This window comes from Sphingomonas bisphenolicum, from assembly GCF_024349785.1.
Classification (GTDB): domain Bacteria; phylum Pseudomonadota; class Alphaproteobacteria; order Sphingomonadales; family Sphingomonadaceae; genus Sphingobium; species Sphingobium bisphenolicum.
The window spans coordinates 3,502,305-3,522,171 of the sequence record NZ_AP018817.1; the positions used below are offsets into that span (position 1 = coordinate 3,502,305).

The 19,867-nt window shown below is 67.3% G+C and carries 25 protein-coding genes; 16 read left to right on the forward strand and 9 right to left on the reverse strand.

Annotated elements, in window-relative coordinates:
* Positions 1-48: 48 nt before the first annotated feature.
* From ybaL to SBA_RS17425, 3 genes are all read right to left on the reverse strand, one after another.
* Positions 49-1,689, reverse strand: coding sequence for a YbaL family putative K(+) efflux transporter (ybaL, locus tag SBA_RS17415; protein WP_261935323.1), 1,641 nt, complete (start codon positions 1,687-1,689; stop codon positions 49-51).
* A 67-nt stretch (positions 1,690-1,756) separates the two neighbouring features.
* Positions 1,757-1,882 (reverse strand): hypothetical protein, encoded by a 126-nt coding sequence (locus SBA_RS17420; protein WP_261935324.1) that lies wholly within the window; start codon positions 1,880-1,882, stop codon positions 1,757-1,759.
* A gap of 55 nt (positions 1,883-1,937) precedes the next feature.
* Entirely contained in the window at positions 1,938-2,333 is a 396-nt protein-coding gene (locus SBA_RS17425) for a hypothetical protein (protein WP_261935325.1), read from the reverse strand.
* Between the two features lie 191 nt (positions 2,334-2,524).
* Between SBA_RS17425 and rplU the strand changes: the two genes are divergently transcribed.
* The 3 genes from rplU to SBA_RS17440 all read left to right on the forward strand — a co-directional run bounded on the left by rplU (position 2,525) and on the right by SBA_RS17440 (position 4,077).
* Entirely contained in the window at positions 2,525-2,890 is a 366-nt protein-coding gene (rplU, locus tag SBA_RS17430; protein WP_066604011.1) for a 50S ribosomal protein L21, read from the forward strand.
* A gap of 34 nt (positions 2,891-2,924) precedes the next feature.
* A complete protein-coding gene (gene rpmA, locus SBA_RS17435; RefSeq protein ID WP_066604014.1) occupies positions 2,925-3,194 on the forward strand; it encodes a 50S ribosomal protein L27 in 270 nt (89 codons plus the stop codon).
* 307 nt (positions 3,195-3,501) lie between these two features.
* Positions 3,502-4,077: a GNAT family N-acetyltransferase gene (locus SBA_RS17440; protein WP_261935326.1), complete on the forward strand. Its 576-nt coding sequence runs from the start codon at positions 3,502-3,504 to the stop codon at positions 4,075-4,077.
* A 14-nt stretch (positions 4,078-4,091) separates the two neighbouring features.
* On the opposite strand, the gene SBA_RS17445 is transcribed toward SBA_RS17440, so the two are convergent.
* A complete protein-coding gene (locus SBA_RS17445; RefSeq protein WP_261935327.1) occupies positions 4,092-4,625 on the reverse strand; it encodes a GNAT family N-acetyltransferase in 534 nt (177 codons plus the stop codon).
* 31 nt (positions 4,626-4,656) lie between these two features.
* Entirely contained in the window at positions 4,657-5,508 is an 852-nt protein-coding gene (locus SBA_RS17450; protein WP_261935328.1) for a metal-dependent hydrolase, read from the reverse strand.
* Between the two features lie 54 nt (positions 5,509-5,562).
* Here SBA_RS17450 and SBA_RS17455 point away from each other — a divergent pair, with 54 nt between their 5' ends.
* From SBA_RS17455 to SBA_RS17470, 4 genes are all read left to right on the forward strand, one after another.
* The gene (locus SBA_RS17455; RefSeq protein ID WP_261935329.1) at positions 5,563-6,180 is read left to right on the forward strand and encodes a TetR/AcrR family transcriptional regulator; all 618 of its coding nucleotides are present in this window, start codon (positions 5,563-5,565) and stop codon (positions 6,178-6,180) included.
* 30 nt (positions 6,181-6,210) lie between these two features.
* A complete protein-coding gene (obgE, locus tag SBA_RS17460) occupies positions 6,211-7,308 on the forward strand; it encodes a GTPase ObgE (protein ID WP_261935330.1) in 1,098 nt (365 codons plus the stop codon).
* A gap of 100 nt (positions 7,309-7,408) precedes the next feature.
* Positions 7,409-8,536 (forward strand): glutamate 5-kinase, encoded by a 1,128-nt coding sequence (gene proB / locus SBA_RS17465; protein WP_224548444.1) that lies wholly within the window; start codon positions 7,409-7,411, stop codon positions 8,534-8,536.
* A gap of 26 nt (positions 8,537-8,562) precedes the next feature.
* Complete coding sequence (locus SBA_RS17470; protein ID WP_224548443.1) at positions 8,563-9,459, forward strand: NAD-dependent epimerase/dehydratase family protein; 897 nt, start codon at positions 8,563-8,565, stop codon at positions 9,457-9,459.
* 14 nt (positions 9,460-9,473) lie between these two features.
* Here SBA_RS17470 and SBA_RS17475 read toward each other — a convergent pair whose 3' ends face one another.
* Both SBA_RS17475 and radA read right to left on the reverse strand, forming a co-directional pair.
* Positions 9,474-9,992, reverse strand: a complete 519-nt coding sequence (locus SBA_RS17475) for a CvpA family protein (RefSeq protein ID WP_066604042.1) — start codon at positions 9,990-9,992, stop codon at positions 9,474-9,476.
* Between the two features lie 11 nt (positions 9,993-10,003).
* Entirely contained in the window at positions 10,004-11,371 is a 1,368-nt protein-coding gene (gene radA, locus SBA_RS17480; RefSeq protein WP_261935331.1) for a DNA repair protein RadA, read from the reverse strand.
* An 89-nt stretch (positions 11,372-11,460) separates the two neighbouring features.
* Here radA and SBA_RS17485 point away from each other — a divergent pair, with 89 nt between their 5' ends.
* The 3 genes from SBA_RS17485 (at position 11,461) to SBA_RS17495 (ending at position 15,068) form a co-directional block, all read left to right on the forward strand.
* Positions 11,461-12,159 (forward strand): endonuclease/exonuclease/phosphatase family protein, encoded by a 699-nt coding sequence (locus tag SBA_RS17485; RefSeq protein ID WP_261935332.1) that lies wholly within the window; start codon positions 11,461-11,463, stop codon positions 12,157-12,159.
* A gap of 66 nt (positions 12,160-12,225) precedes the next feature.
* Complete coding sequence (locus SBA_RS17490) at positions 12,226-14,559, forward strand: patatin-like protein (RefSeq protein WP_261936782.1); 2,334 nt, start codon at positions 12,226-12,228, stop codon at positions 14,557-14,559.
* A 29-nt stretch (positions 14,560-14,588) separates the two neighbouring features.
* The gene (locus SBA_RS17495; protein WP_261936783.1) at positions 14,589-15,068 is read left to right on the forward strand and encodes a hypothetical protein; all 480 of its coding nucleotides are present in this window, start codon (positions 14,589-14,591) and stop codon (positions 15,066-15,068) included.
* Between the two features lie 4 nt (positions 15,069-15,072).
* Here the strand turns inward: SBA_RS17495 and SBA_RS17500 are convergent, their stop codons facing one another.
* The gene (locus tag SBA_RS17500) at positions 15,073-15,363 is read right to left on the reverse strand and encodes a 4a-hydroxytetrahydrobiopterin dehydratase (protein ID WP_224548439.1); all 291 of its coding nucleotides are present in this window, start codon (positions 15,361-15,363) and stop codon (positions 15,073-15,075) included.
* 57 nt (positions 15,364-15,420) lie between these two features.
* On the opposite strand from SBA_RS17500, the gene SBA_RS17505 reads away from it, so the two are divergent.
* The 6 genes from SBA_RS17505 to SBA_RS17530 all read left to right on the forward strand — a co-directional run bounded on the left by SBA_RS17505 (position 15,421) and on the right by SBA_RS17530 (position 19,470).
* Positions 15,421-15,828 carry a metallopeptidase family protein gene (locus tag SBA_RS17505; protein WP_066604047.1) on the forward strand — a complete coding sequence of 136 codons (408 nt, stop codon included), beginning with the start codon at positions 15,421-15,423 and terminating at the stop codon, positions 15,826-15,828.
* Entirely contained in the window at positions 15,825-16,424 is a 600-nt protein-coding gene (gene ccmA / locus SBA_RS17510; protein WP_261935333.1) for a heme ABC exporter ATP-binding protein CcmA, read from the forward strand. Before SBA_RS17505 ends, ccmA begins: the two co-directional genes overlap by 4 nt.
* Positions 16,421-17,068: a heme exporter protein CcmB gene (locus tag SBA_RS17515; protein ID WP_261935334.1), complete on the forward strand. Its 648-nt coding sequence runs from the start codon at positions 16,421-16,423 to the stop codon at positions 17,066-17,068. The genes ccmA and SBA_RS17515 overlap by 4 nt, the downstream gene beginning before the upstream one ends.
* 148 nt (positions 17,069-17,216) lie before the next feature.
* Positions 17,217-17,420: a hypothetical protein gene (locus SBA_RS17520; protein WP_261935335.1), complete on the forward strand. Its 204-nt coding sequence runs from the start codon at positions 17,217-17,219 to the stop codon at positions 17,418-17,420.
* Between the two features lie 127 nt (positions 17,421-17,547).
* A complete protein-coding gene (locus tag SBA_RS17525; RefSeq protein WP_261935336.1) occupies positions 17,548-18,441 on the forward strand; it encodes a DMT family transporter in 894 nt (297 codons plus the stop codon).
* 81 nt (positions 18,442-18,522) lie between these two features.
* Positions 18,523-19,470 (forward strand): cupin-like domain-containing protein, encoded by a 948-nt coding sequence (locus tag SBA_RS17530; protein ID WP_224548430.1) that lies wholly within the window; start codon positions 18,523-18,525, stop codon positions 19,468-19,470.
* A 25-nt stretch (positions 19,471-19,495) separates the two neighbouring features.
* On the opposite strand, the gene SBA_RS17535 is transcribed toward SBA_RS17530, so the two are convergent.
* Positions 19,496-19,774 carry a chorismate mutase gene (locus SBA_RS17535; RefSeq protein WP_224548429.1) on the reverse strand — a complete coding sequence of 93 codons (279 nt, stop codon included), beginning with the start codon at positions 19,772-19,774 and terminating at the stop codon, positions 19,496-19,498.
* Positions 19,775-19,867: the final 93 nt, after the last annotated feature.

Here is a 19,867-nt window from a genome sequence, read left to right on the forward strand (position 1 = left end):
CAAGATAGGAAAAGCCCCGTTCGGTACGAAACCGGACGGGGCTTTTCCTTATCCCGCGCCGCAGAGCGTCAACATGCGCCCGGCCAGTTCGCGTTCGCCCATCACGATATGGGGCACGCCCAGCGATTCGAGATATTCGACCTCCGCGTCCGAATGGGCGCGGGCGATGACCTGCAGCCGGTCGTTCAGATGCCGGGCATGTTCGTGGATCGCCCCGCCCTCAAAGCCTTCGGGGACGGCGATCAGCAGGTGCCGCGCCTCCCCTATGCCGGCGGCGATCAGATATTTATCCTCCAGCGCGTTGCCGCGCACGACCGGCAGGCCGGCTTCCTTCGCCTCCGCCACTTTTTCGGCGTCATCCTCGATGATGGTGAAGTCGATCCGGCGCTGGGCCAGCCGTTCGGCGATCAGCTTGCCCACGCGGCCATAGCCGACGAGGATGACATGGCCCATGCGGGGCGCGGCGGCCGCAGCGGCGCGCGCGTCCTCCTCATCCTGCTCCTCCTGCTTGCGCGCGCGCACCACCAGCGAGAAGAGGATCGGGTTGAGGAAGATCGATACGATCGCCCCGGCCAGGATCAGGTCGCGCGCGTCGGCCGGGAGGACGCCGAGGCCGGTGCCGAGCGAGGCGAGAATGAAGGAAAATTCGCCGATCTGCGCCAGGCTGACCGCGATGGTGAGCGCGGTGTCGTTGGGATAGCGGAACAGGCGGACGATGGCATAGGCGGCGATCGATTTGCCCACGACGATGATCGCAACGGTGGCCAGCAGCGGCAGCGGCTGTTCCCACAGGACGGCGGGATTGAACAACATGCCCACCGACACGAAGAACAGCACGGCGAAGGCGTCGCGCAGGGGGAGCGTTTCCTCCGTCGCGCGGCGGCTCAGGGGCGTTTCGCCCAGGATCATGCCGGCGAAGAAGGCGCCCAGCGCGAACGACACGTCGAACGCATAGGCAGCACCGAACGCGACGCCCAGCGCGATCGCGAGGACGGCGAGGCGGAACAGTTCGCGCGATCCGGTGTGGACGACCCAGTGCAGCGCCCAGGGGATGACCCGGCGGCCCACCACCAGCATCAGCGCGACGAAGCCCGCGACCTTGAGCAGGGTGCCGACCAGCGGCGCGATCAACGCTCCCGCGCCCCCACCCGCGTCGGCGCTGTTGATGACGTTGGCGAGCGCGGGCAGCAGGACGAGCGCCAGCACCATCACCAGATCCTCCACGATCAGCCAGCCGACCGCGACCCGGCCCCGCCGGGTTTCGACCAGATCGGCCCCCTGGAGGGCGCGCAGCAGCACCACGGTGCTGGCGACCGAGAGCGCGAGGCCGAACACGATCCCGCCCATCAGCGGCCATCCCATCAAGTGGGAGAGGCCCATGCCAAGCAGAGTCGCGACCGCGATCTGCACCAGCGCACCGGGGACCGCGATATATTTGACCGACAGAAGATCCTTGAGCGAGAAATGCAGGCCGACGCCGAACATCAACAGGATGACGCCGATTTCGGCCAGTTCGTTGGCCAGGCCCGCATCGGCGACGAAGCCGGGGGTGAAGGGGCCGACCATGATGCCGGCGACGAGGTAGCCGACCAGCGGCGAGAGTTTGAGGCGATGGGCGATGGCGCCCATGATGAAGGCGACGACGAGGCCGGCGACGATAGTGCCGATCAGGGGCGTGTGATGGGGCATGGAAGCCTTTCGAAACGCTGCTGCCGACGGCGCGATATGGGCCGCGCCGTCGTACAGTCTAACATGATTATTCTACGACGGTCATCATCACCGCGGACAGACCTGCGGCGGCGACGGCTAGACCGGACATGACGGCGGGCATGAACCACCAGGGCGGGCGGCGACCGGTGCGCCGGGCTTTCCTGCGAGCCATGGGATGCTCCTTCTTCCGACGAATGCCCGCAAGGTGCGGGCGGAGAAGCGAATCGTCAGGAAGGGGCAGGCGGCGCGCGGGCGCGACGGGTGCGCGACGGGGTAAAGGACCGAGGGTTCTGGATGAAACGGACCGTCGGCGCGATCGGCACGGCATGACGGCCGGCCAGCAGGATGATGGCGAGGGCGATGGCCAGAATCAGCGGCGGCGCGCCGTCGCCATCGGGGCGCAGTGCTGCGACGACCTGCCCGCTGGCCTGGGTACGCGCCTTCAATACGACGTCGGCAGTGGCGGGATTGAAGGCGGAGCCGGTGGCCCGGCTGAGCGGCGGCCCCAACGGCGCCAGGGCGGACAGCAATGTGACCAGAATCAGCGTCCATAAGGCGATCAGGACGGGCAGGCGCAGGGTTGCGCCCTTTCCGTTCCATTCCTGCCCGATGGCGTGCCGCATATATAGTCGCTATCCCTTGTTCGCCGCCAAGATAGGCATGGTGACGCGGGAAAACCACCCCCGTCCTGCGCCGCCATCGGTTGACAGGCGCGAGTCATTCCACTAACGGGCCACATTCCCGCGCGGGTCGGCTAAGGCGTCATGTCTTTGGTGAGCTGCGTAAAGCAGATTTGAACGAGAAGAGACAAGCCATGTTCGCTATCGTGCGCACAGGCGGCAAGCAGTATCGCGTCGCCGCCGGAGACAAGATCGTCGTTGAAAAGATGGCTGGCGAAGCCGGCGACCAGGTGACGCTGGGCGATGTCCTGCTGGCCGGCGAAGGCGGCGACCTGAAGGACGTAGCCAAGCTGACCGTTGCGGCGGAAATCATCGCGCAGGCGAAGGGCGAGAAGGTCATCGTCTTCAAGAAGCGTCGCCGTCACAATTATCGCCGCAAGAACGGCCACCGCCAGAATCACACGATCCTGCGGATCCTGTCGATCGGCGGCGAAAGCAAGAAGGCCGACAAGGCCGCTGCCAAGACCCAAGACGCAGCGCCGGCTGCTGCCGAAGCCTGATCGCTTCCGGCCAGATATTCCAGGAGTTTAGACAATGGCACATAAAAAAGCTGGCGGTTCGTCGCGCAACGGTCGCGATTCTGAGTCGAAGCGCCTTGGCGTGAAGAAGTTCGGCGGTCAGGAAGTGATCGGCGGCAACATCATCATTCGCCAGCGCGGCACGCGCGTCTATCCGGGCCGCAATGTCGGCATCGGCAAGGACCACACGCTGTTCGCGCTGAACGAAGGCCGCGTGGTATTCCACACCGGCAAGCTCGGCCGCAAATATGTGTCGGTCGACGCACTGGCCCAGGCGGCCGAATAACGGACGATCGATGACGGATCGTCCCCCGCAAAAGGGGCGATCCTCCCGGTCGGAGCCTGCACGGGCATCCGCCGGTTTCGAGGGAAACAAGGGGCGCTCCTTCCATGGGAGCGCCCCTTTTTCCGTTGCCCGTTCTTTGCCGGAACGGTGCTGACAGACAAGGGGGCATTTCTCTTCCGATTTCCCTCCAAGCCTCTGGAACTCCACGTCTTCTCGCGCGTCTTGCGGGCGGGGATTCATCCAGAACCGCGCGTCGCGAAGTCGTCATGATTGGCGGCTAAGGGCGCAGACAAGAGGAGAGACGAGAATGTTTGCCCGTACCCCCCGCCTGCTCCTGCGTCCGGGCTGGATGGAAGATGCCGCCACGCTGGCCCAGACGATCAACGACCCGGCGATCCTGCGCAACCTGTCGCGCGCGCCCAGCCCCTATGGCCCGGACGATGCAGAGGCGTTTCTGGCCCTGCCGCAGCATCCGCAACTGCCCCGCCTGCTGGCCTTCACCCGCACCCAGGGCGCGCCGCGCCTGGTCGGCGGCTGCGGCGTCCATCTGGACGAGGATGGCACGCCCGAACTCGGCTATTGGATCGCCCGTCCCTATTGGGGCCTGGGCTTCGCGACCGAGGCCGCGCGCGCCGTGCTGGGCATGGCGCGGGCCAATGGCGTGCGCGACATCCGCGCCGGTCATTTCGCCGACAATCGCGCGTCGGGCAACGTCCTGCGCAAGCTGGGCTTCCGCTTCAGCGGACGGACCGCGCAACGCTACAGCCTGGGCCGCGACGCCATGGTCGATTGCCTGTTGTTCGAGGAAGGCGATGCCGGACGGCAGAGCAACGACCCGGCGATAGACCTGTATCGCGATGCGGTCGTGCCGATGGCGGCCTGATTGGGCGCCTCCCTTTACAGGGGAGGCGCTTTCGGTCGATCGAACACCCGCGTCGGCTTTCCGCCCAGTTCGGTGTCGGTCAGCATCTGGAAACCCAGTTTCTCGGCGACCTTGATCGAGGCCATATTGCCAGGATCGATGATGCAGCGCAGCGATGGCGCTTCGAGATGGGAGTCGCTCCAGATGAGGATCGCCTGCATCGCCTCGGTGGCGATCCCCCTGCCCCAGGCTTGCGGACCGAGCACCCAGCCGGCTTCCGGCACGCCCTCCAGTTCGGCAAGACCCCGCTGCGCGCTGAGCAGTCCGGCTTCGCCCAGGAAAGCGCCGCTGTCGCGCGCCTCGATCACCCACATGCCGTAACCGAGCAAAGGCCACATGCCGGCATAGCGCAGGATACGAAACCAGACGGCCTGGCTGTCGAGCGGGACGCCGCCGATATGGCGCACGACGTCCGGATCGGCCCAGAGGGTCCGGCAGGCGCCATAGTCGTCCACCCGATGGGGGCGCAGGACCAGACGGGCGGTTTCGAGTGTGGGGGCATCGGTCATGCGCCGATAAGAGCCCCCTGCGCGCGTCCGGTCAAGCGGTCGAAGGCAATGCGCCGTCAGGCCGCGCATGGGCGTAGGGGCTGTCGGCGAGAGCGATGAGCGCGCGGTCGTCGATCGCCCACGGATGGAAGCCGGGCAGGAAATAGCCCAGCCACGGCCGCACGACCCGGCGTACGATACCGGGCCGCACCAGCGCATAGCGCAGCAGCCGGCCCCAGGCGCGCCGCCCGGTAATGCCGTCCTGCCGCAACAGGTCCATCATCCCGCGAGCGCGGTGGTGGAGGAAATGCCTGGTCACGACCAGCATCATCGCCGTCTTGACCCACCAGCGTTTGAAGCGGCTCCAGTCCCGCGTGGCATGGACCCAGGTGTCGTGCGCCACGCCCTTATGCTCGATCTCCTCGATCGCGTGCCAGCGCCACAGCGCCGCGCTCTCCGGGTCGGCGCCGTCCAGATGGCGCGGGTCGCGAAGCAGCTCATGGGCGAGGATGGCGGTGAAATGCTCCAGCGCCATGGTCGCGGCCAGGCTGGCGATCGGCGGGCGCTGTTTGGCCAAGTCCAGCACCATCGTCACGTCGGCGTCGAGGCGCGACACGTCATAGCCATGGTCGGTCACCTGCCGGTTGAAGGCGATATGTTCGCGGCTGTGGACGACTTCCTGTTTGGTGAAGGCGGCGATCTCGCCCGCCAGCCTGTCGGGCACGCCGTCGCGGAAGGCGCGGACGCTCTCGATGAAAAAGGCTTCGCCGCGCGGGAAGGTGATCGACAGCGCATTGAAGAAAGCCGTGGCGATCGGGTCGCCGTTCAGCCAATGTCGCGCTGTTGCACGATCTCGCCCGAAACGGCGGTCGCGCGGCGTGATGGTGAGGTCGGTCGGGGTCATGGGAATGTCTCCGGTCGTTACTTACATTGATGTAAATAAGAGTTGCTTACAATCATGTCAATAAAGCGCGCGCGCCTCAGCCCGGATGAAAGCCGCCTCGTCGCCGTGGAGGCGGCCCGCGATTTGCTTATCGAAGCGGGGCCGCAGGCGGTGACGCTGAAAGCCGTGGCCGGGCGGGTCGGGCGGACGCACGCCAATCTGCTGCACCATTTCGGATCGGCGGCGGGATTGCAGAAGGCGCTGGCGGCGCATCTGGCCGACACGATCACCGCCAAGATCGGCGAGGCGGTGGATGCGGCGCGGCGCGGCGAGGTCAGCCCGCGCACGATCGTCGACATGACGTTCGACGCGTTCGATCGGGAAGGCGCGGGCGCGCTGGCGAGCTGGATGCTGGCGTCGGGCAATGAGGATGCGCTGGACCCGGTGGTGGAGGCGATCCACCGGCTGGTCGACAAACTGGCGGCGAGCGCGCTGACCCCGCATCTGGCCGAACTGATCCGGGACAATACGCTGATGCTGGTGCTGCTGGCGCTGGGCGATTCGCAGCTGGGCGGCGCGATGGCCGCCGCGCTTGCCCTGCCGCGCGAAAAAGCGCGCGAAATCGCCACGCGCAGCCTGACTTTCGCGCTGATGCAGGAGGCTGCTGCCATAGCGGCGCAGGCCAAGGTTTAACTTTTCCCCTTTTGCGGTTATGGGCCGCCCATGCATTTTCTCGATCAAGCCAAAATCTATATCAAATCCGGCTGGGGCGGCCCCGGCGCGGTCAGTTTTCGCCGCGAAAAATATGAGGAATATGGCGGTCCCGACGGCGGCAATGGCGGCAAGGGCGGCGACATCATCTTCGAAGCGGTGCAGGGTCTCAACACCCTGATCGACTTCCGCTACACGCAGCATTTCAAGGCGCAGCGCGGCACGCCCGGCATGGGCAAGAACCGTTATGGCGCGGGCGGCAAGGATCTGATCATCAAGGTGCCGGTCGGCACGCAGATCCTGTCCGACCCCAAGCCGATCGAAGGCAGCGAGGACGAGGACGGCAATTGCGACTATGAGGACCAGGACGTCCTGGCCGACTTCACTGAGGTCGGGCAGCGCGTCACCTTCCTGCGTGGCGGCGACGGCGGCCGGGGCAACATGTCCTACAAGACCAGCACCAATCGCGCGCCGCGCCAGCATGGCACGGGCTGGCCTGGCCAGGAAATGTGGGTGTGGCTGCGGCTGAAGCTGCTGGCCGATGTCGGGCTGGTGGGGATGCCGAATGCGGGCAAGTCTACGCTCATCAATCAGGTGACCAACACCAAGGCGAAGGTCGGCGCCTATGCCTTCACCACCACCAAGCCGCAACTGGGCGTGGTGTTGCATCGCGACCGTGAGTTCGTGCTGGCGGACATTCCCGGCCTGATCGCGGGCGCGGCGGAAGGGGTCGGCATCGGCGATCGCTTCCTGGGGCATATCGAGCGTTGCCGCGTCCTGCTGCACCTGATCGACGCGACGACCGACGATCCGGTCGAGGCGTTCCATATCGTCACCGAGGAACTGGCCGCTTATGGCGAGGGGCTGGACGAGAAGCCGCAGATCGTCGTGCTCAACAAGGGCGACCTGCTGGGGCAGGAGCTGATGGAGGATATTGCCGACCAGCTGCGTGAAGAGGCGGGGGTCGAGGACGTGTTCATCATCTCCGGCGCGACCGGCGAGGGCGTGGGCGCGCTGCTCGACGCGGTGCTGCTGGTAATGGACGAGGATGCGCGCGAGGCGTCCGAAGATAGCGGGGAAGAAAGCGACGGGACATGGTCGCCGATCTGACGGCGCTATAGCCCTACCTCCCTTTGGTTCGAGCTTGTCGAGAACCATGCGCGAGGGTTCTCGACAAGCTCGAACCGAACGGATGTTGTTTTAGACCGCCATGAACGCCCTCTCCGGTTTCCCCCCCGCCCTCGTCCGCCGCCTGGTCGTCAAGATCGGCTCCGCGCTGCTGGTCGATCCGGCGGGCGCGGTGCGGGTGGACTGGTTGCGCACGCTGGTCGCCGATGTCGCGGTGCGTCGCGCGGCGGGGCAGCAGGTCATCATCGTGTCGTCGGGCGCGATCGCGCTGGGCGCGCGGCGGCTGAAGCTGCCCAAGGGCGGGCGCGGGTCGCTGGAGGATGCGCAGGCGGCGGCGGCGACGGGGCAGATCGCCCTCTCGCAATGCTGGGCCAGCCTGCTCGACGAAAAGGGCATCACCGCCGCACAGATGCTGGTGACGCTGGACGACCTGGAAAATCGCCGCCGTTACCTCAACGCCTCGGCCACGCTGGAGCGGCTGATGGCGCTCAATGTCGTGCCGGTGGTCAATGAGAATGACAGCGTGGCGACGGCCGAAATCCGCTTCGGCGACAATGACCGGCTGGCGGCGCGCATCGGACAGGCGGCACGGGCTGACGCGGTTGTGCTGCTTTCCGATGTCGACGGGCTTTACACCGCCAACCCGCACGCCGATGCCGGCGCCATGCTGATAGAGACGATAGAGACGATCGACGCGCGGATCGCGGCTATGGCCGATGACGGATCGGCGTCGGGCATGGGATCGGGCGGCATGGTGTCGAAAATCCAGGCCGCGCGGATCGCGACCGGCGCGGGCGCGCATCTGGCGATCATTTCGGGCAAGGTGGACGCGCCGTTGTCCCACTGGGCCGGTGGCGGCAAGGGATCGATCTTCCTCGCCGCGCAAGGAAAAGGCGCGCGCAAGGGCTGGCTGGCCGGACGGCTGACCACGCGCGGGCGGATCATCGTCGATGCAGGCGCGGAAAAGGCGCTGACTAAAGGCAACAGCCTGCTGCCCGCCGGGGTCGCGCGCGTCGAGGGCGTGTTCGATCGCGGCGACGTGGTCGACATCGTCGCGCAGGACGGTCGGGTGATTGCGCGCGGGTTGATCGAATATGACAGCGAGGCCGCGGTGAAGATCGCAGGCAGGCGCAGCGAGGATATCGCTGCGCTGCTGGGCGAAATGCCGCGGTCCGTACTGGTCCATCGCGACCATATGGCGATGGTCTGAGCGACATGCAGCAGATGCGGATTGCCATGACCGGCGCGACGGGCTTCGTCGGCGCCGAAACGCTGGAGCAGGCGTTGGCGGATGGATTGCGCATCAATGCGCTGACTCGCCGGGCGCAGCCGCCGCGCGCGAAACTGAAATGGGTGCATGGGTCGCTGGAGGATGGCGCCGCGCTCGATACGCTGGTGCGCGACGCCGATGCGGTGATCCACATTGCCGGCGTGGTGAACGCGCCCGACCGCGACGGTTTCGAGGCGGGCAATGCGCGCGGCACCATGGCGGTGGTCGATGCGATGCGGAAGCGCGGGATCAAAAGGCTGGTGCATGTGTCGTCGCTGGCGGCGCGGGAGCCGGGCCTGTCCGACTATGGATGGTCCAAGGAACTGGCCGAGAAGCATGTGAAGGCGAGCGGGCTGGATTGGACGATCGTCCGCCCGCCAGCGATTTACGGGCCGGGCGACAAGGAGATGCTGGAGCTTTTCCGCATGGCCAAGCGCGGCATCATGCTGCTGCCGCCGGGCGGGCGGTTGTCGGTGATCCATGTGCGCGATCTGGCGGCGCTGCTGCTGTCCTTGACGCAGGAGCGTGAAAACAGCCTGACGCGCACCTATGAGGTGGATGACGGCACGCCGGGCGGCTGGGATCATCAGGATTTCGGGGCCGCGATCGGCCGGGCGGTCGGGCGGACGGTGCGGACCTTCGCCACGCCGGAATGGCTGCTGAACATCGCGGCGCGGACCGACCGGATGGTGCGGGGCCGCAATGCCAAATTGACGCCGGATCGGGTCGATTATTTCTGCCATCCCGACTGGGTAGTGGGCAAGCGCAAGCAGCCGCCCAAGCGGCTATGGTTACCACAGGTGAAGACGCAGGACGGGCTACAGGCGACGGCGGCGGCCTATCGGGAAAAGGGCTGGCTGTAACCGCTCAACGGAGGTTACTGGTTTTCCGCCGCCGGCTTTTTGGCGCGCTGTTCCGCCAGAAATTCGCTGATCGCCTGACCGCTGGCGTTGAGCAGCGGATAGGTGCGGGCGTCCGACAGCCAGTCGGGGCGGCGCGCGCCGCTGCCGTAGAATGTGTCGTAGACCAGACTGAAGGCGAGGAAGAGCAGGGTTGCGCCGATCAGGCCCTTCACCGCGCCAAAGCCCGCGCCCAGCACCCGGTCGACCGGCCCCAGCACCGACTGGCGAGTGCGGCGGCCGATGGCGTGGGCGATCAGCTTGCCCGCGCCGAAGGTCACGCCAAACACCAGCACCAGCGCCAGGATCGCCGCGCCGCTGGCGGTGCCGACGAAAGGGGTCAGCACTTCGGCGACCGAGGCATGGAACAGGCGGATGCAGAAGATCGCCAGCACCCAGGCGATGAGCGAGAGGGTTTCGAGTACGAAACCACGCATGAGGCCGAGCACGGCGCAACCGCCGATGGCGAGCAGGACGGATATGTCGATGGCGTTCATTGCGCCTGTGGCTATCCGTGTCCCAGCATCTGGTCAACAAGCTGCGCGAGGGTGCGAAAACCGCTGACCGCGATTCCCTTCACCCCGTCCGCCGCGGCGGCGGGGATGAAGGCGCGGTTGAAGCCGAGCTTGGCGGCTTCGCGCAGGCGCAGCGGGGCATGGGCAACGGGGCGGATTTCGCTCGACAGCGCGATCTCGCCGAACAGGATGACGTCCGACGGCAACGGCTTCTCCGACAAAGCCGACACCAGAGCGGCGGCGACGGCGAGGTCCGCGGCAGGATCGGACAGGCGATAGCCGCCCGCGACGTTCAGATAGACTTCGCAGGTCGAGAAGCTGAGGCCACAGCGCGCCTCCAGCACGGCCAGCACCATGGCGAGCCGCCCGCTGTCCCAGCCGACCACCGCGCGCCGGGGGGTCGCGCCGCTCGACAGGCGCACGACCAGCGCCTGGATTTCGACCAGCACCGGCCGCGTGCCTTCCAGTGCGGGGAATACGGTCGCGCCCGTCACCGTCTCGTCGCGCTGGGTCAGGAACAGGGCGGACGGATTGGCGACCTCCTCCAGTCCTTCGGCGACCATGGCGAAGACGCCGATCTCGTCGGTGCCGCCGAAGCGATTCTTGATCGCGCGCAGAATGCGATATTGGTGGCTGCGCTCGCCCTCGAACGCCAGCACGGTATCGACCATATGTTCCAGCACGCGCGGGCCAGCGATGCTGCCGTCCTTGGTCACATGGCCGACGAGAATGAGGGCAGTGCCGCGTTGCTTGGCGAATTTGATCAGTTCCTGCGACGAGGCGCGGACCTGGCTGACGGTGCCCGGCGCGCCCTCGATCAGGTCGCTATGCATCGTCTGGATCGAATCGATCACCAGCAGGGCGGGCGGCGGCCCTTCGCTCAGGGTCGTCAGTATGTCGCGCACCGACGTCGCGCTGGCGAGCATGACCGGCGCATTGCCCAGGCCCAGCCGCTGCGCGCGCAAGCGGACCTGGTCGGTCGCTTCCTCGCCGCTAATATAGGCGACGGACAGCCCGCGCGCGGCGACCCGCGCGGCCGCTTGCAGCAGAAGCGTCGATTTGCCGATGCCCGGATCGCCGCCGATCAGCGTCGCGGAACCCGCGACGATGCCGCCGCCCAGCGCCCGGTCGAACTCGGCGATGCCGGTGCTGGTGCGCGGGGGCAGTTCGACCTTGCTGTCGAGGCCGATCAGCGTGATCGCCCGGCCGCCATTTTGCAGGTCGTGGCGCGAGGAGAAGACGGTTTCGGCCGCTTCCTCGACGATGCTGTTCCACTCGCCGCAATCCTCGCACTGGCCCTGCCAGCGGGCCGCGACGGTGCCGCATTGCTGACAGACGAATTTGCGCTTTGCCTTGGCCATGGGGTCGATATGGCGGGCAAGTGCGAACAATGCAAGAACATCGATTGCGTCGCTGGAAACATCCGGCGCGCTGGCGCATTGTTACGGCCATGAAAACTATCCGCGTCGCCAGCTATAATATCCGCAAGGCCATCGGCACAGACCGGCGACGGATGCCCGAACGGGTGCTGGAGGTGCTGGCGGAGGTCGATGCCGACATCGTCGCCTTGCAGGAGGCCGACCGGCGTTTCGGCGTGCGGTCGGCAGCCATCCCGCTGCGGCTGATGGACAGCCAGAGCGATTATAAATCGGTGCCGCTGAACGTGCAGGCCGATTCGATGGGCTGGCACGGCAATGCGCTGCTAGTGCGCAAGAACGCCGAACTGGGCGCACATGACGTGCTGCACCTGCCCTATCTGGAGCCGCGCGGCGCGACCATGGCGGAGGTGACGACGGGCGGCGCGAGCCTGCGCGTGTTCGGGATGCATCTCGACCTGTCGGGCCTGTGGCGACGCAAGCAGGCCGCCGCGGTGATCCATGCCGCGGCGCAGGGCGCGGCGATGCCGACGATCTTGATGGGCGATCTCAACGAATGGAGCGCCGGGCGAGGCTGCCTGGCCGATTTTGCGCGCCATTACAGCTTTGCGCCCTGCGGCCGGAGCTTCCATGCACGGCGGCCGGTGGCGCGGCTCGACCGGATCATGCATTGCGGCAAGCTGACGCTCAAGGATTGCGGGGTGCATGAAAGCGCCGCGGCAAGGAAGGCGTCGGACCATCTGCCGATCTGGGCCGAGTTTGCGGTTGGGTAGCCGCTGCCTCCGTTGTTTTGGCTTGTCAGCCTCGACAAGTCCGCCGCGCTCTGCGACGCTTGCCCCATGAAGGAGCGGGAATTGCGCCTGGCGCTGGTCTGCTATGGCGGCATCAGCCTGGCGATCTACATGCATGGCATCACCAAGGAGGTGTGGCATCTGGCCCGCGCCAGCCGCGCCTTCCATGAGGGCGCACCGGGCGGCGGCGGCAGCGAGACGGTCTATGCCCAGGTGCTGGCAGCGATGGAGGCGGCCAGCGGCGTGCGACTGCGCGTCATGCCGGACATCATCGCGGGCGCCAGCGCGGGCGGGATCAACGGCATCTTCCTGGCGCAGGCGATCGAGACGGGCCAGTCGCTGGAGCCCCTGACACGCATGTGGCTGGACAATGCCGACGTCGACCGGCTGCTGGATCCCGATGCGCGGCCGGCCCGCGCCATGACCAAATTCTGGGCCACGCCCCTGGTCTGGATGGCGGCGCGGCGGCCGGGCGACGCGGTGGAGCGCACCGTGGCCCCGGACACGCGCGAGGAAGTGCGGATGAAACTCTCCCGCTTCATCCGGTCGCGCTGGTTCGAGCCACCCTTTGGCGGAGAGATATTCTCCACCATGTTGATCGACGCCTTCGACGCAATGGCGGCGACCGGCAACGGTCCGCCGCTGCTACCCGACGGACATCCGCTGGACCTGTTCGTCACCGTCACCGATTTCGAGGGGCATCCGCAAAGCCTGAACCTCAACAGCCCGCCGCAGGTGATCGAGACCGAGCATCGGCTGTCGATCGGCTTCAAGGCGCGCGGACGCGGGGAGCGACCGTTCGCCGATCCGGCCGAACTGGTGTTCGCGGCGCGCGCGACCGCCAGCTTCCCCGGCGCCTTCCCGCCCTTCACCGTGCGCGAACTGGACCGGGTGTTGAAGCGCCGCCATCGCGCCTGGCCGACTCGCGACGCCTTTCTGGGCCGCGCCCTGCCCCGCCATGCCGCACGCGGGACGGCCGAGGATGCGGTGCTGATCGACGGATCGGTGCTGGCCAATGCGCCCTTCGCCCAGGCGATCGGCGCGCTGCGCAACCGGCCCTCGCGCCGTGAAGTCGACCGACGCTTCGTCTATATCGATCCCAAGCCGGGGCACCGATCCATCCGCCTGAACAAGGAAGGCGAGCAGCAGGAGGCGCCGACCGGGGCGGACACGCCCCTGCCCGGCTTCTTCCGCACCATTTTCGGCGCGCTGTCGGACATTCCGCGCGAACAGCCGATCCGCGACAATCTGGAGGCGATCGACCGGCACAGCACGCGCATCCGGCGGATGCGGCGGATATTGGACGCGCTGCGTCCCGGCATCGAGACGGAGGTGGAGAGCGCGATCGGCAAGATGCTGTTCCTGGACCGGCCGACGCCCGCGCGCCTGTCCGCCTGGCGCGCCAAGGCGCAGCAGCGGGCGGCGAGCGCGGCGGGCTTTGCCTATCCGGCCTATGGGCACCTGAAATTGTCGGGCATCGTCGAATCGCTCTGCGCGCTGCTGTTCCGCCTGAGCGGCGAAGACAGCGCCATGATGCGCGAAAGCTATCGCCAGGCGATCTGGGCCGATATCCGCAAGGATGGCGCCGACCAGTTGAGCGCGGAGAGCGGTTCGGCCTCCGCCCCGGTCGCCTTCTTCCGCGCCCACGACCTGGCCTTTCGCATCCGCCGCCTGCGCTATCTGGCGCGGCGGTTGGCCGACACGCTGGAACTGGACGCGCAGGCCGACGATCCTGCGGTGCAGGGGATGCACGACGCCATCTATGGCGCGCTGACGCTCTATGCCGAATGCGAGGATAGCGACTTCCATGGCGCCGACGTCGCCGCGGCGGCCAAGGCGGTGTCGACCGATGCCGCCGCCGCGCTGGCGGCGGTGGCACAGGCGCGGGGGTTGAAGGCGCGGGACGAGGCGGCCGACCAGATGCTGGCGGACGCCTTCGCGGCGCTGCCCAAGACGGGGCGCCGGACGATGCTGCTCGCCTATCTGGGCTTTCCCTTCACCGATATCGCCACCCTACCGTTGCTCCAGGGTGACACTCTGGATGAATATGATCCGGTGAAAGTCGACCGGATTTCGCCGGAAGATTGTGGCGCGATACGCGGCGGTGGCGCGGCCGCCACACTCAAGGGCATTGAATTCAACAACTTCGGCGCGTTCTTTAGCAGGGTCTATCGCGAGAATGACTATCTGTGGGGCCGATTGCACGGCGCCGAGCGGCTTCTGGACATCGTGATTTCGGCAATGCCCGCAGCAAGCCGTCTTTCGCCCGACGCTCTGGCCGACTATAGGCGGGCCGCGTTTCTGGCGATCCTGGACGAAGAAGAGTCGCGGCTGCCCCATGTAGCCGATTTGATCGCCAGCTTGCGGGAGGAGATCGGGTGAGCGGGCGTTTGGGTCTGGTTCCTGTGGTGCTGATGCTGGCCCTGGCGGCCGGCTGTCGCGGCTCGTCCGCCGACAGTGCACAGGCCGACAATGGCGCTGCGCCGCCAGTCGCCACCGTCGCCACGATCGAGCCGGATCCCGCCCCGCTGCTGCCCGCGGCCGAACCGGTGGCGAAGCCGGTGAAGGCATCGCCGCTCGTGACGGTCCGCGCTCAGCCTGCGCCGCGCAACACGCTGGACCTGCCGCCGTCCGACGATGGCGGGTCGGCGCTGCCCTTCCCGCAGGAAGTCACGGCCTTCATGGTGGACCGCGACGGGTGCGACCATTTCCGCGGCGAAGAACCCTATGACGCCGAACGACGCGCCTATATCGCCGAAAATATCGCCGAATTGTGCAGCGGCACCGACGCGAAGCTGGCGATGCTGCGGCGGCGCTATGCAGGCGATCGATCTGTGACGGCGGCCTTGCGGGGCTATGAGGACCGGATCGAGGGCGTCTCCAACTATTGAATGCTCAATCCGCCAGCGCGTCGATCGCATGGGCGAGGTCGATGTCGCGTTGTGACAGGCCGCCCGCGTCATGGGTGGTGAGAAGAATGTCCACCCGGTTATAGACGTTCGACCATTCGGGATGATGATCCGCCTTTTCGGCCAGGATCGCGACCCGCGTCATGAAGCCGAAGGCGCCGACGAAATCGATGAAGGTGAAGCGGCGCGATATCCCTTCCGGCTCCGCCACGCTGGTCCATTGCGGCAGGTCAGCCAGCGCGACGGCGCGATCCTCTTCGCTCAGTTTGCCAATCATGTCCCTATCCTCATGAAATGCCTTGGGGCCTGAAATGCCTTAGGTTATGTGGCAGGCATGTCGCACCCCGGTCAACCGCTCCGCTTCGCCCCGACCCCCCAGGAGATCGAGACGCTCGCGCTGGAGGCGCTCAGCCGCCTGCCCGACCCGTTCAACGCGCATCTGTCCGATGTCGTGCTGTTCGTGGAGGAGTTCGCGCCAGCCGACATTTTGAAGGAGATGGAGATTGACGACCCTTTCGGCCTGACCGGTCTGTATAGCGGCCGTCCGGTGGGCCAGGAGGCGCAGACCGGGGACGTGCCCCCGACCGTCCATCTGTTCCGCCGCCCGCTGCTCGACGAATGGGTCGAAACCGGCGTGCCGCTCGACGCGCTCATCACCCATGTCGTGGTGCATGAGATCGGCCATCATTTCGGCCTGTCCGACATCGATATGCATGTGCTGGAGGATATGGTCGCCTCATGAGCGGGGCGGCGCTGCGCCTGCACGGGCTGGCCTGCCTGCGCGGGGGGCGGATGCTGTTCCGGGACGTGAACCTGGCGCTGGCGCCGGGCGGCGGGGCGCTGCTGACCGGCCCCAATGGCGTGGGCAAGTCCAGCCTGTTGCGAGTCATTGCCGGGCTGCTGCCGGCCTTTGCCGGCACGGTGGAGCGAACCGGCGGGATCGCGCTGACCGACGAGCGTCTGGCGCTGGACGCCGACCTGCCGCTGCGCCCAGCGCTCGATTTCTGGGCTAGGCTGGATCGGGCCGACGGCCACGCGGTGGCGGCGGCGCTGGACGCGATGGCGCTGACGGCGCTGGCCGAGGTGCCGGTGCGGATGCTGTCGACCGGGCAACGCAAGCGCGCGATGCTGGCGAGGGTGATCGCCAGCGGGGCCGCGATCTGGCTGCTCGACGAGCCGGGCAACGGGCTGGACACGGCGTCCACGGCGTTGCTGGGCGCGGCGGTGGCGACGCATCTGGCGGCAGGCGGGATCGTAGTCGCAGCCTCCCACCAGCCGCTGCCGATCGACGCGCCGGTGCTGATCGCGCTGGGCGACTATCAGGCGGAGCCGGCATGAGGCTGCTCTGGCTGCTCGCCGCGCGGGATTTGCGCCAGGCCTGGGCGTCGGCGGGGCTGTGGCTGCCGGTCGCGTTCCTGTTGCTGGTCGCCAGCCTCTACCCCTTTGCGGTCGGGCCGGATGCCGCGCTGCTGGGGCGCACCGGCGGCGGGATGCTGTGGATCGCAGCCCTGCTCGCCAGCCTGTTGCCGGTCGACCGGCTGGTCGCGCCGGACCGGGACAGCGGCGTGCTGGACCAGATCGCGCTGCGCGGCATCGGCGAGGAAATGGTGGTGATCGCCCGGCTGGCGGCGCATTGGCTGGGCTTCGGCCCGCCGCTGATGATCGCCACCCTGCCCGCCGCGGCGCTGCTGAAGCTGGACGGGGCGACGATCATGCAACTGGAGATCGGGCTGTTGATCGGCACGCCCGCGCTGGCGGCGCTGGGGCTGCTGGTGGCGACGCTGACCGCCGGGCTGCGATCGAGCGGCGCGCTCGCGGGATTGCTGGCGCTGCCGCTGGCGGTGCCGCTGCTGATCTTCGGCGCAGGGACGCTGGGCGACGACAGCGGCGCGGCGTTGAAGTTCCTGGGCGCGGCGTCGCTGCTTCTGGTCGCGATCACGCCCTTCGCCGGCGGGGCGGCGATCAGGGCCGGGCGGGAATAGGCATTTCGCGACGCGGCCTCCGTTCATTGACGAACGGCGGCGAATCTGGCAGTTTCCCTTACGGCAGCCGAGAAAACATCGGCGCCAGGAGAGGATGCCCATGAACCGAATTCAAACGAATTCCGGAAATCTTTTTCATGCGCTTTTGATGCGATGCCTGGCGGACCAGCATCAGCCCACCGACGAGGAGATCGACCTTGTCGCCGGCAAGATCTGGCATGAGAGCCGCGGATCGGCGACCGGCCAGCCCTGGCTGGATGTGGCGCGGGGCAGCGATGCGCACCGGCAGATGGTCGATGCGGCCATGATGGCGCTCACCCCTTGCGCGCGGGAGCCGGTCCCGCTGCGATAGCCGCGGCGACCTCCCTGCCGAGCGGCCCAATGCCCTCTCCTTTTGACCGGGACGCGGACACGCGCCGCCGTCCCCTCCTCCCTTCCGCCCGCTCGACATCCCCCTGCCCTTGCGCCAAAGGCGGCGGATGTTCGGTATCGTCGCATCCATTCTGTTCGTCCTGATCTGGTCCACCGGCTTCATCGTCGCGCGGGCGGTGGTGCCGCATGGGGCGCCAGAACTGATCCTGGCGGTGCGGCTGACCGCGACGACGCTGCTGCTGGGCGGGTGCGCGCTCTATGCGCGGCAGGCGTGGCCGCGGGGGCGACGGCTGGGATTGCACCTGGCGGCAGGGGCGATGCTGCATGGCCTGTACCTGACCGTAAGCTGGTGGGCCGTGAGCCGGGGGATGCCGGCCGGGATCATGTCGCTGCTGGGCGCGACCCAGCCGCTGATGGTCGCGGTGGCGAGCGTCGCACTTTTGGGCGAACGCTTGCCGGGGCGGAGTTGGGCGGGCCTCGCCATCGCGATCGGCGGGGTGGTGTGCGTGTTGTTGCCGGCACTGGAGCGCAGCGGCGCCGGCGCGATCGGTCTGGTGCCGGTGGTGGCGGGTGTGATCGCGGTCATCGCCATGACCGGCGGAACGCTGATCCAGCGCGGCGCGATCGCCGGTGATCCGATCCTGATGTCGGGCGCGGCACAGAATCTGGGCGGCGCGCTGGTGGCGATCGCCGCAACGCTGATCGTTGGGGAATGGCGCTGGGACAATGACCCGCTATTGTGGATCGGCCTTGGCTGGTCGGTGCTGGGGCTGTCGGCAGCGGGGCTGTCGCTGCTCGTGTGGCTGGTGCGGCATCAGGGGCCGACGCGCATGTCTATGCTGTTGCTGCTGGTGCCGCCGCTGGCCGCCATCGAGGCATGGCTGCTGTTCGGCGAGCGGCTGGGGCCGGTGCAGCTTGTCGGGTTCGCGCTGGCGCTGGGCGGCGTGCTGCTCGGGCGGTCGCAGGGAAAGAAGATGACTGGGGTGGTGGAGCCGGCTTGATCTGCACGGGCTTGGACTAGCCCGTCACCGAACCGTCATCTTCTGCAACATCGCTGTCATGATCGCGCGATAAGGGACGACATGAGCAAGCGCCCGCCTTCCCTCCCCGCCCAGGCCAATGACATGCGAATGCAGATGGCGCTGCGGCAGATCGATTTCGGCGCTGCGCCGCGCGCGGCAGCGGTGCCCGCGCCCAAGCCGCAGACGGCCGAAGATGCGCTAGCGCTCAAGCGGCGCGACTGGCTGCTGGCGGTGCAGGAGCGGCAGCGGGCGTTGTCGCCCTATGCTTCGGGTCTGCTGACCGCGGAAAATCTGTCGGGCGAGGATTTCCTGCACAGCTTCTACGCGCCGGGTCGGCCGGTGCTGATCAAGGGTGCGATGGCCGGATGGCCGGCGCTGGAGCGCTGGACGCCCGACTATCTGGCCGAGACGGTCGGCGACGCCGAGATCGAATATCAGGGCGGGCGATCACGTGCGCAGGATTATGAGCTGAAGAAGGATAGGCACCGCAAGCGCGCGCCCTTCCGCCAGTTCATCGCTCTGGCGCGGGCGGGTGGCAACGACGCCTATCTGACCGCGTCGAACAGCGCCGCCAATGCGCCGGCGCTGGCGCCGCTGGCGGCGGACCTGGGGCATCTCGACGCCTATCTGACGCGCGCGCCGGGGATGCTGTGGATCGGCGGCGAAGGCACGTTCACGCCGCTGCACTTCGACCTGACCAACAATCTGCTGGCACAGGTGACGGGGACCAAGCGCGTGATCCTGATCCCGCCGTCGCAAACGCAGCGGCTGGCGCACAAGTCGCATGTCTTCAGCGAGGTGCGCGACGTCACCGACCCTGCCCGGCTGGCGCTCCATCCGCAGGCGCGCGACGTGCTACGCTATGAGGTGCTGCTGACGCCGGGCGACCTGCTATTCGTGCCCATAGGCTGGTGGCATCAGGTGCGGTCGGAAAGCTTCGCGACCATGCTGACTTATACCGGCTTCCATTGGGAGAATGCCGGGCATGAGAGCTATCCGGCGGGGTGATGTCCATCGGCATTGCGAAGGGATTTCAGCCCTCGCGCAATTGCTCGTGGTGGCGGATCACCTCGTCGATGATGAAGCGCAGGAATTTTTCGGTGAAATCGGGGTCGAGCTTCGCGTCGAGCGCCAACTGGCGCAGGCGGGTGATCTGGCGCTCTTCCCGGCCGGGGTCGGCGGGGGGCAGGTCGTGAGTCGCCTTATATTCGCCCACGGCCTGCGTGACCTTGAACCGTTCGGCCAGCATGAACACCAGCGCCGCGTCGATATTGTCGATGCTTTCGCGATAGCGGTTCAAAGTCTCGTCCACTTGGGCCTCCGGTTCCAGATGGCGCGCTTTTTGCCGCATCCGGCGCGTCGCGCAAGCTATTCCCGCTTGCCTTTCACATTTTGCGCCGCCACA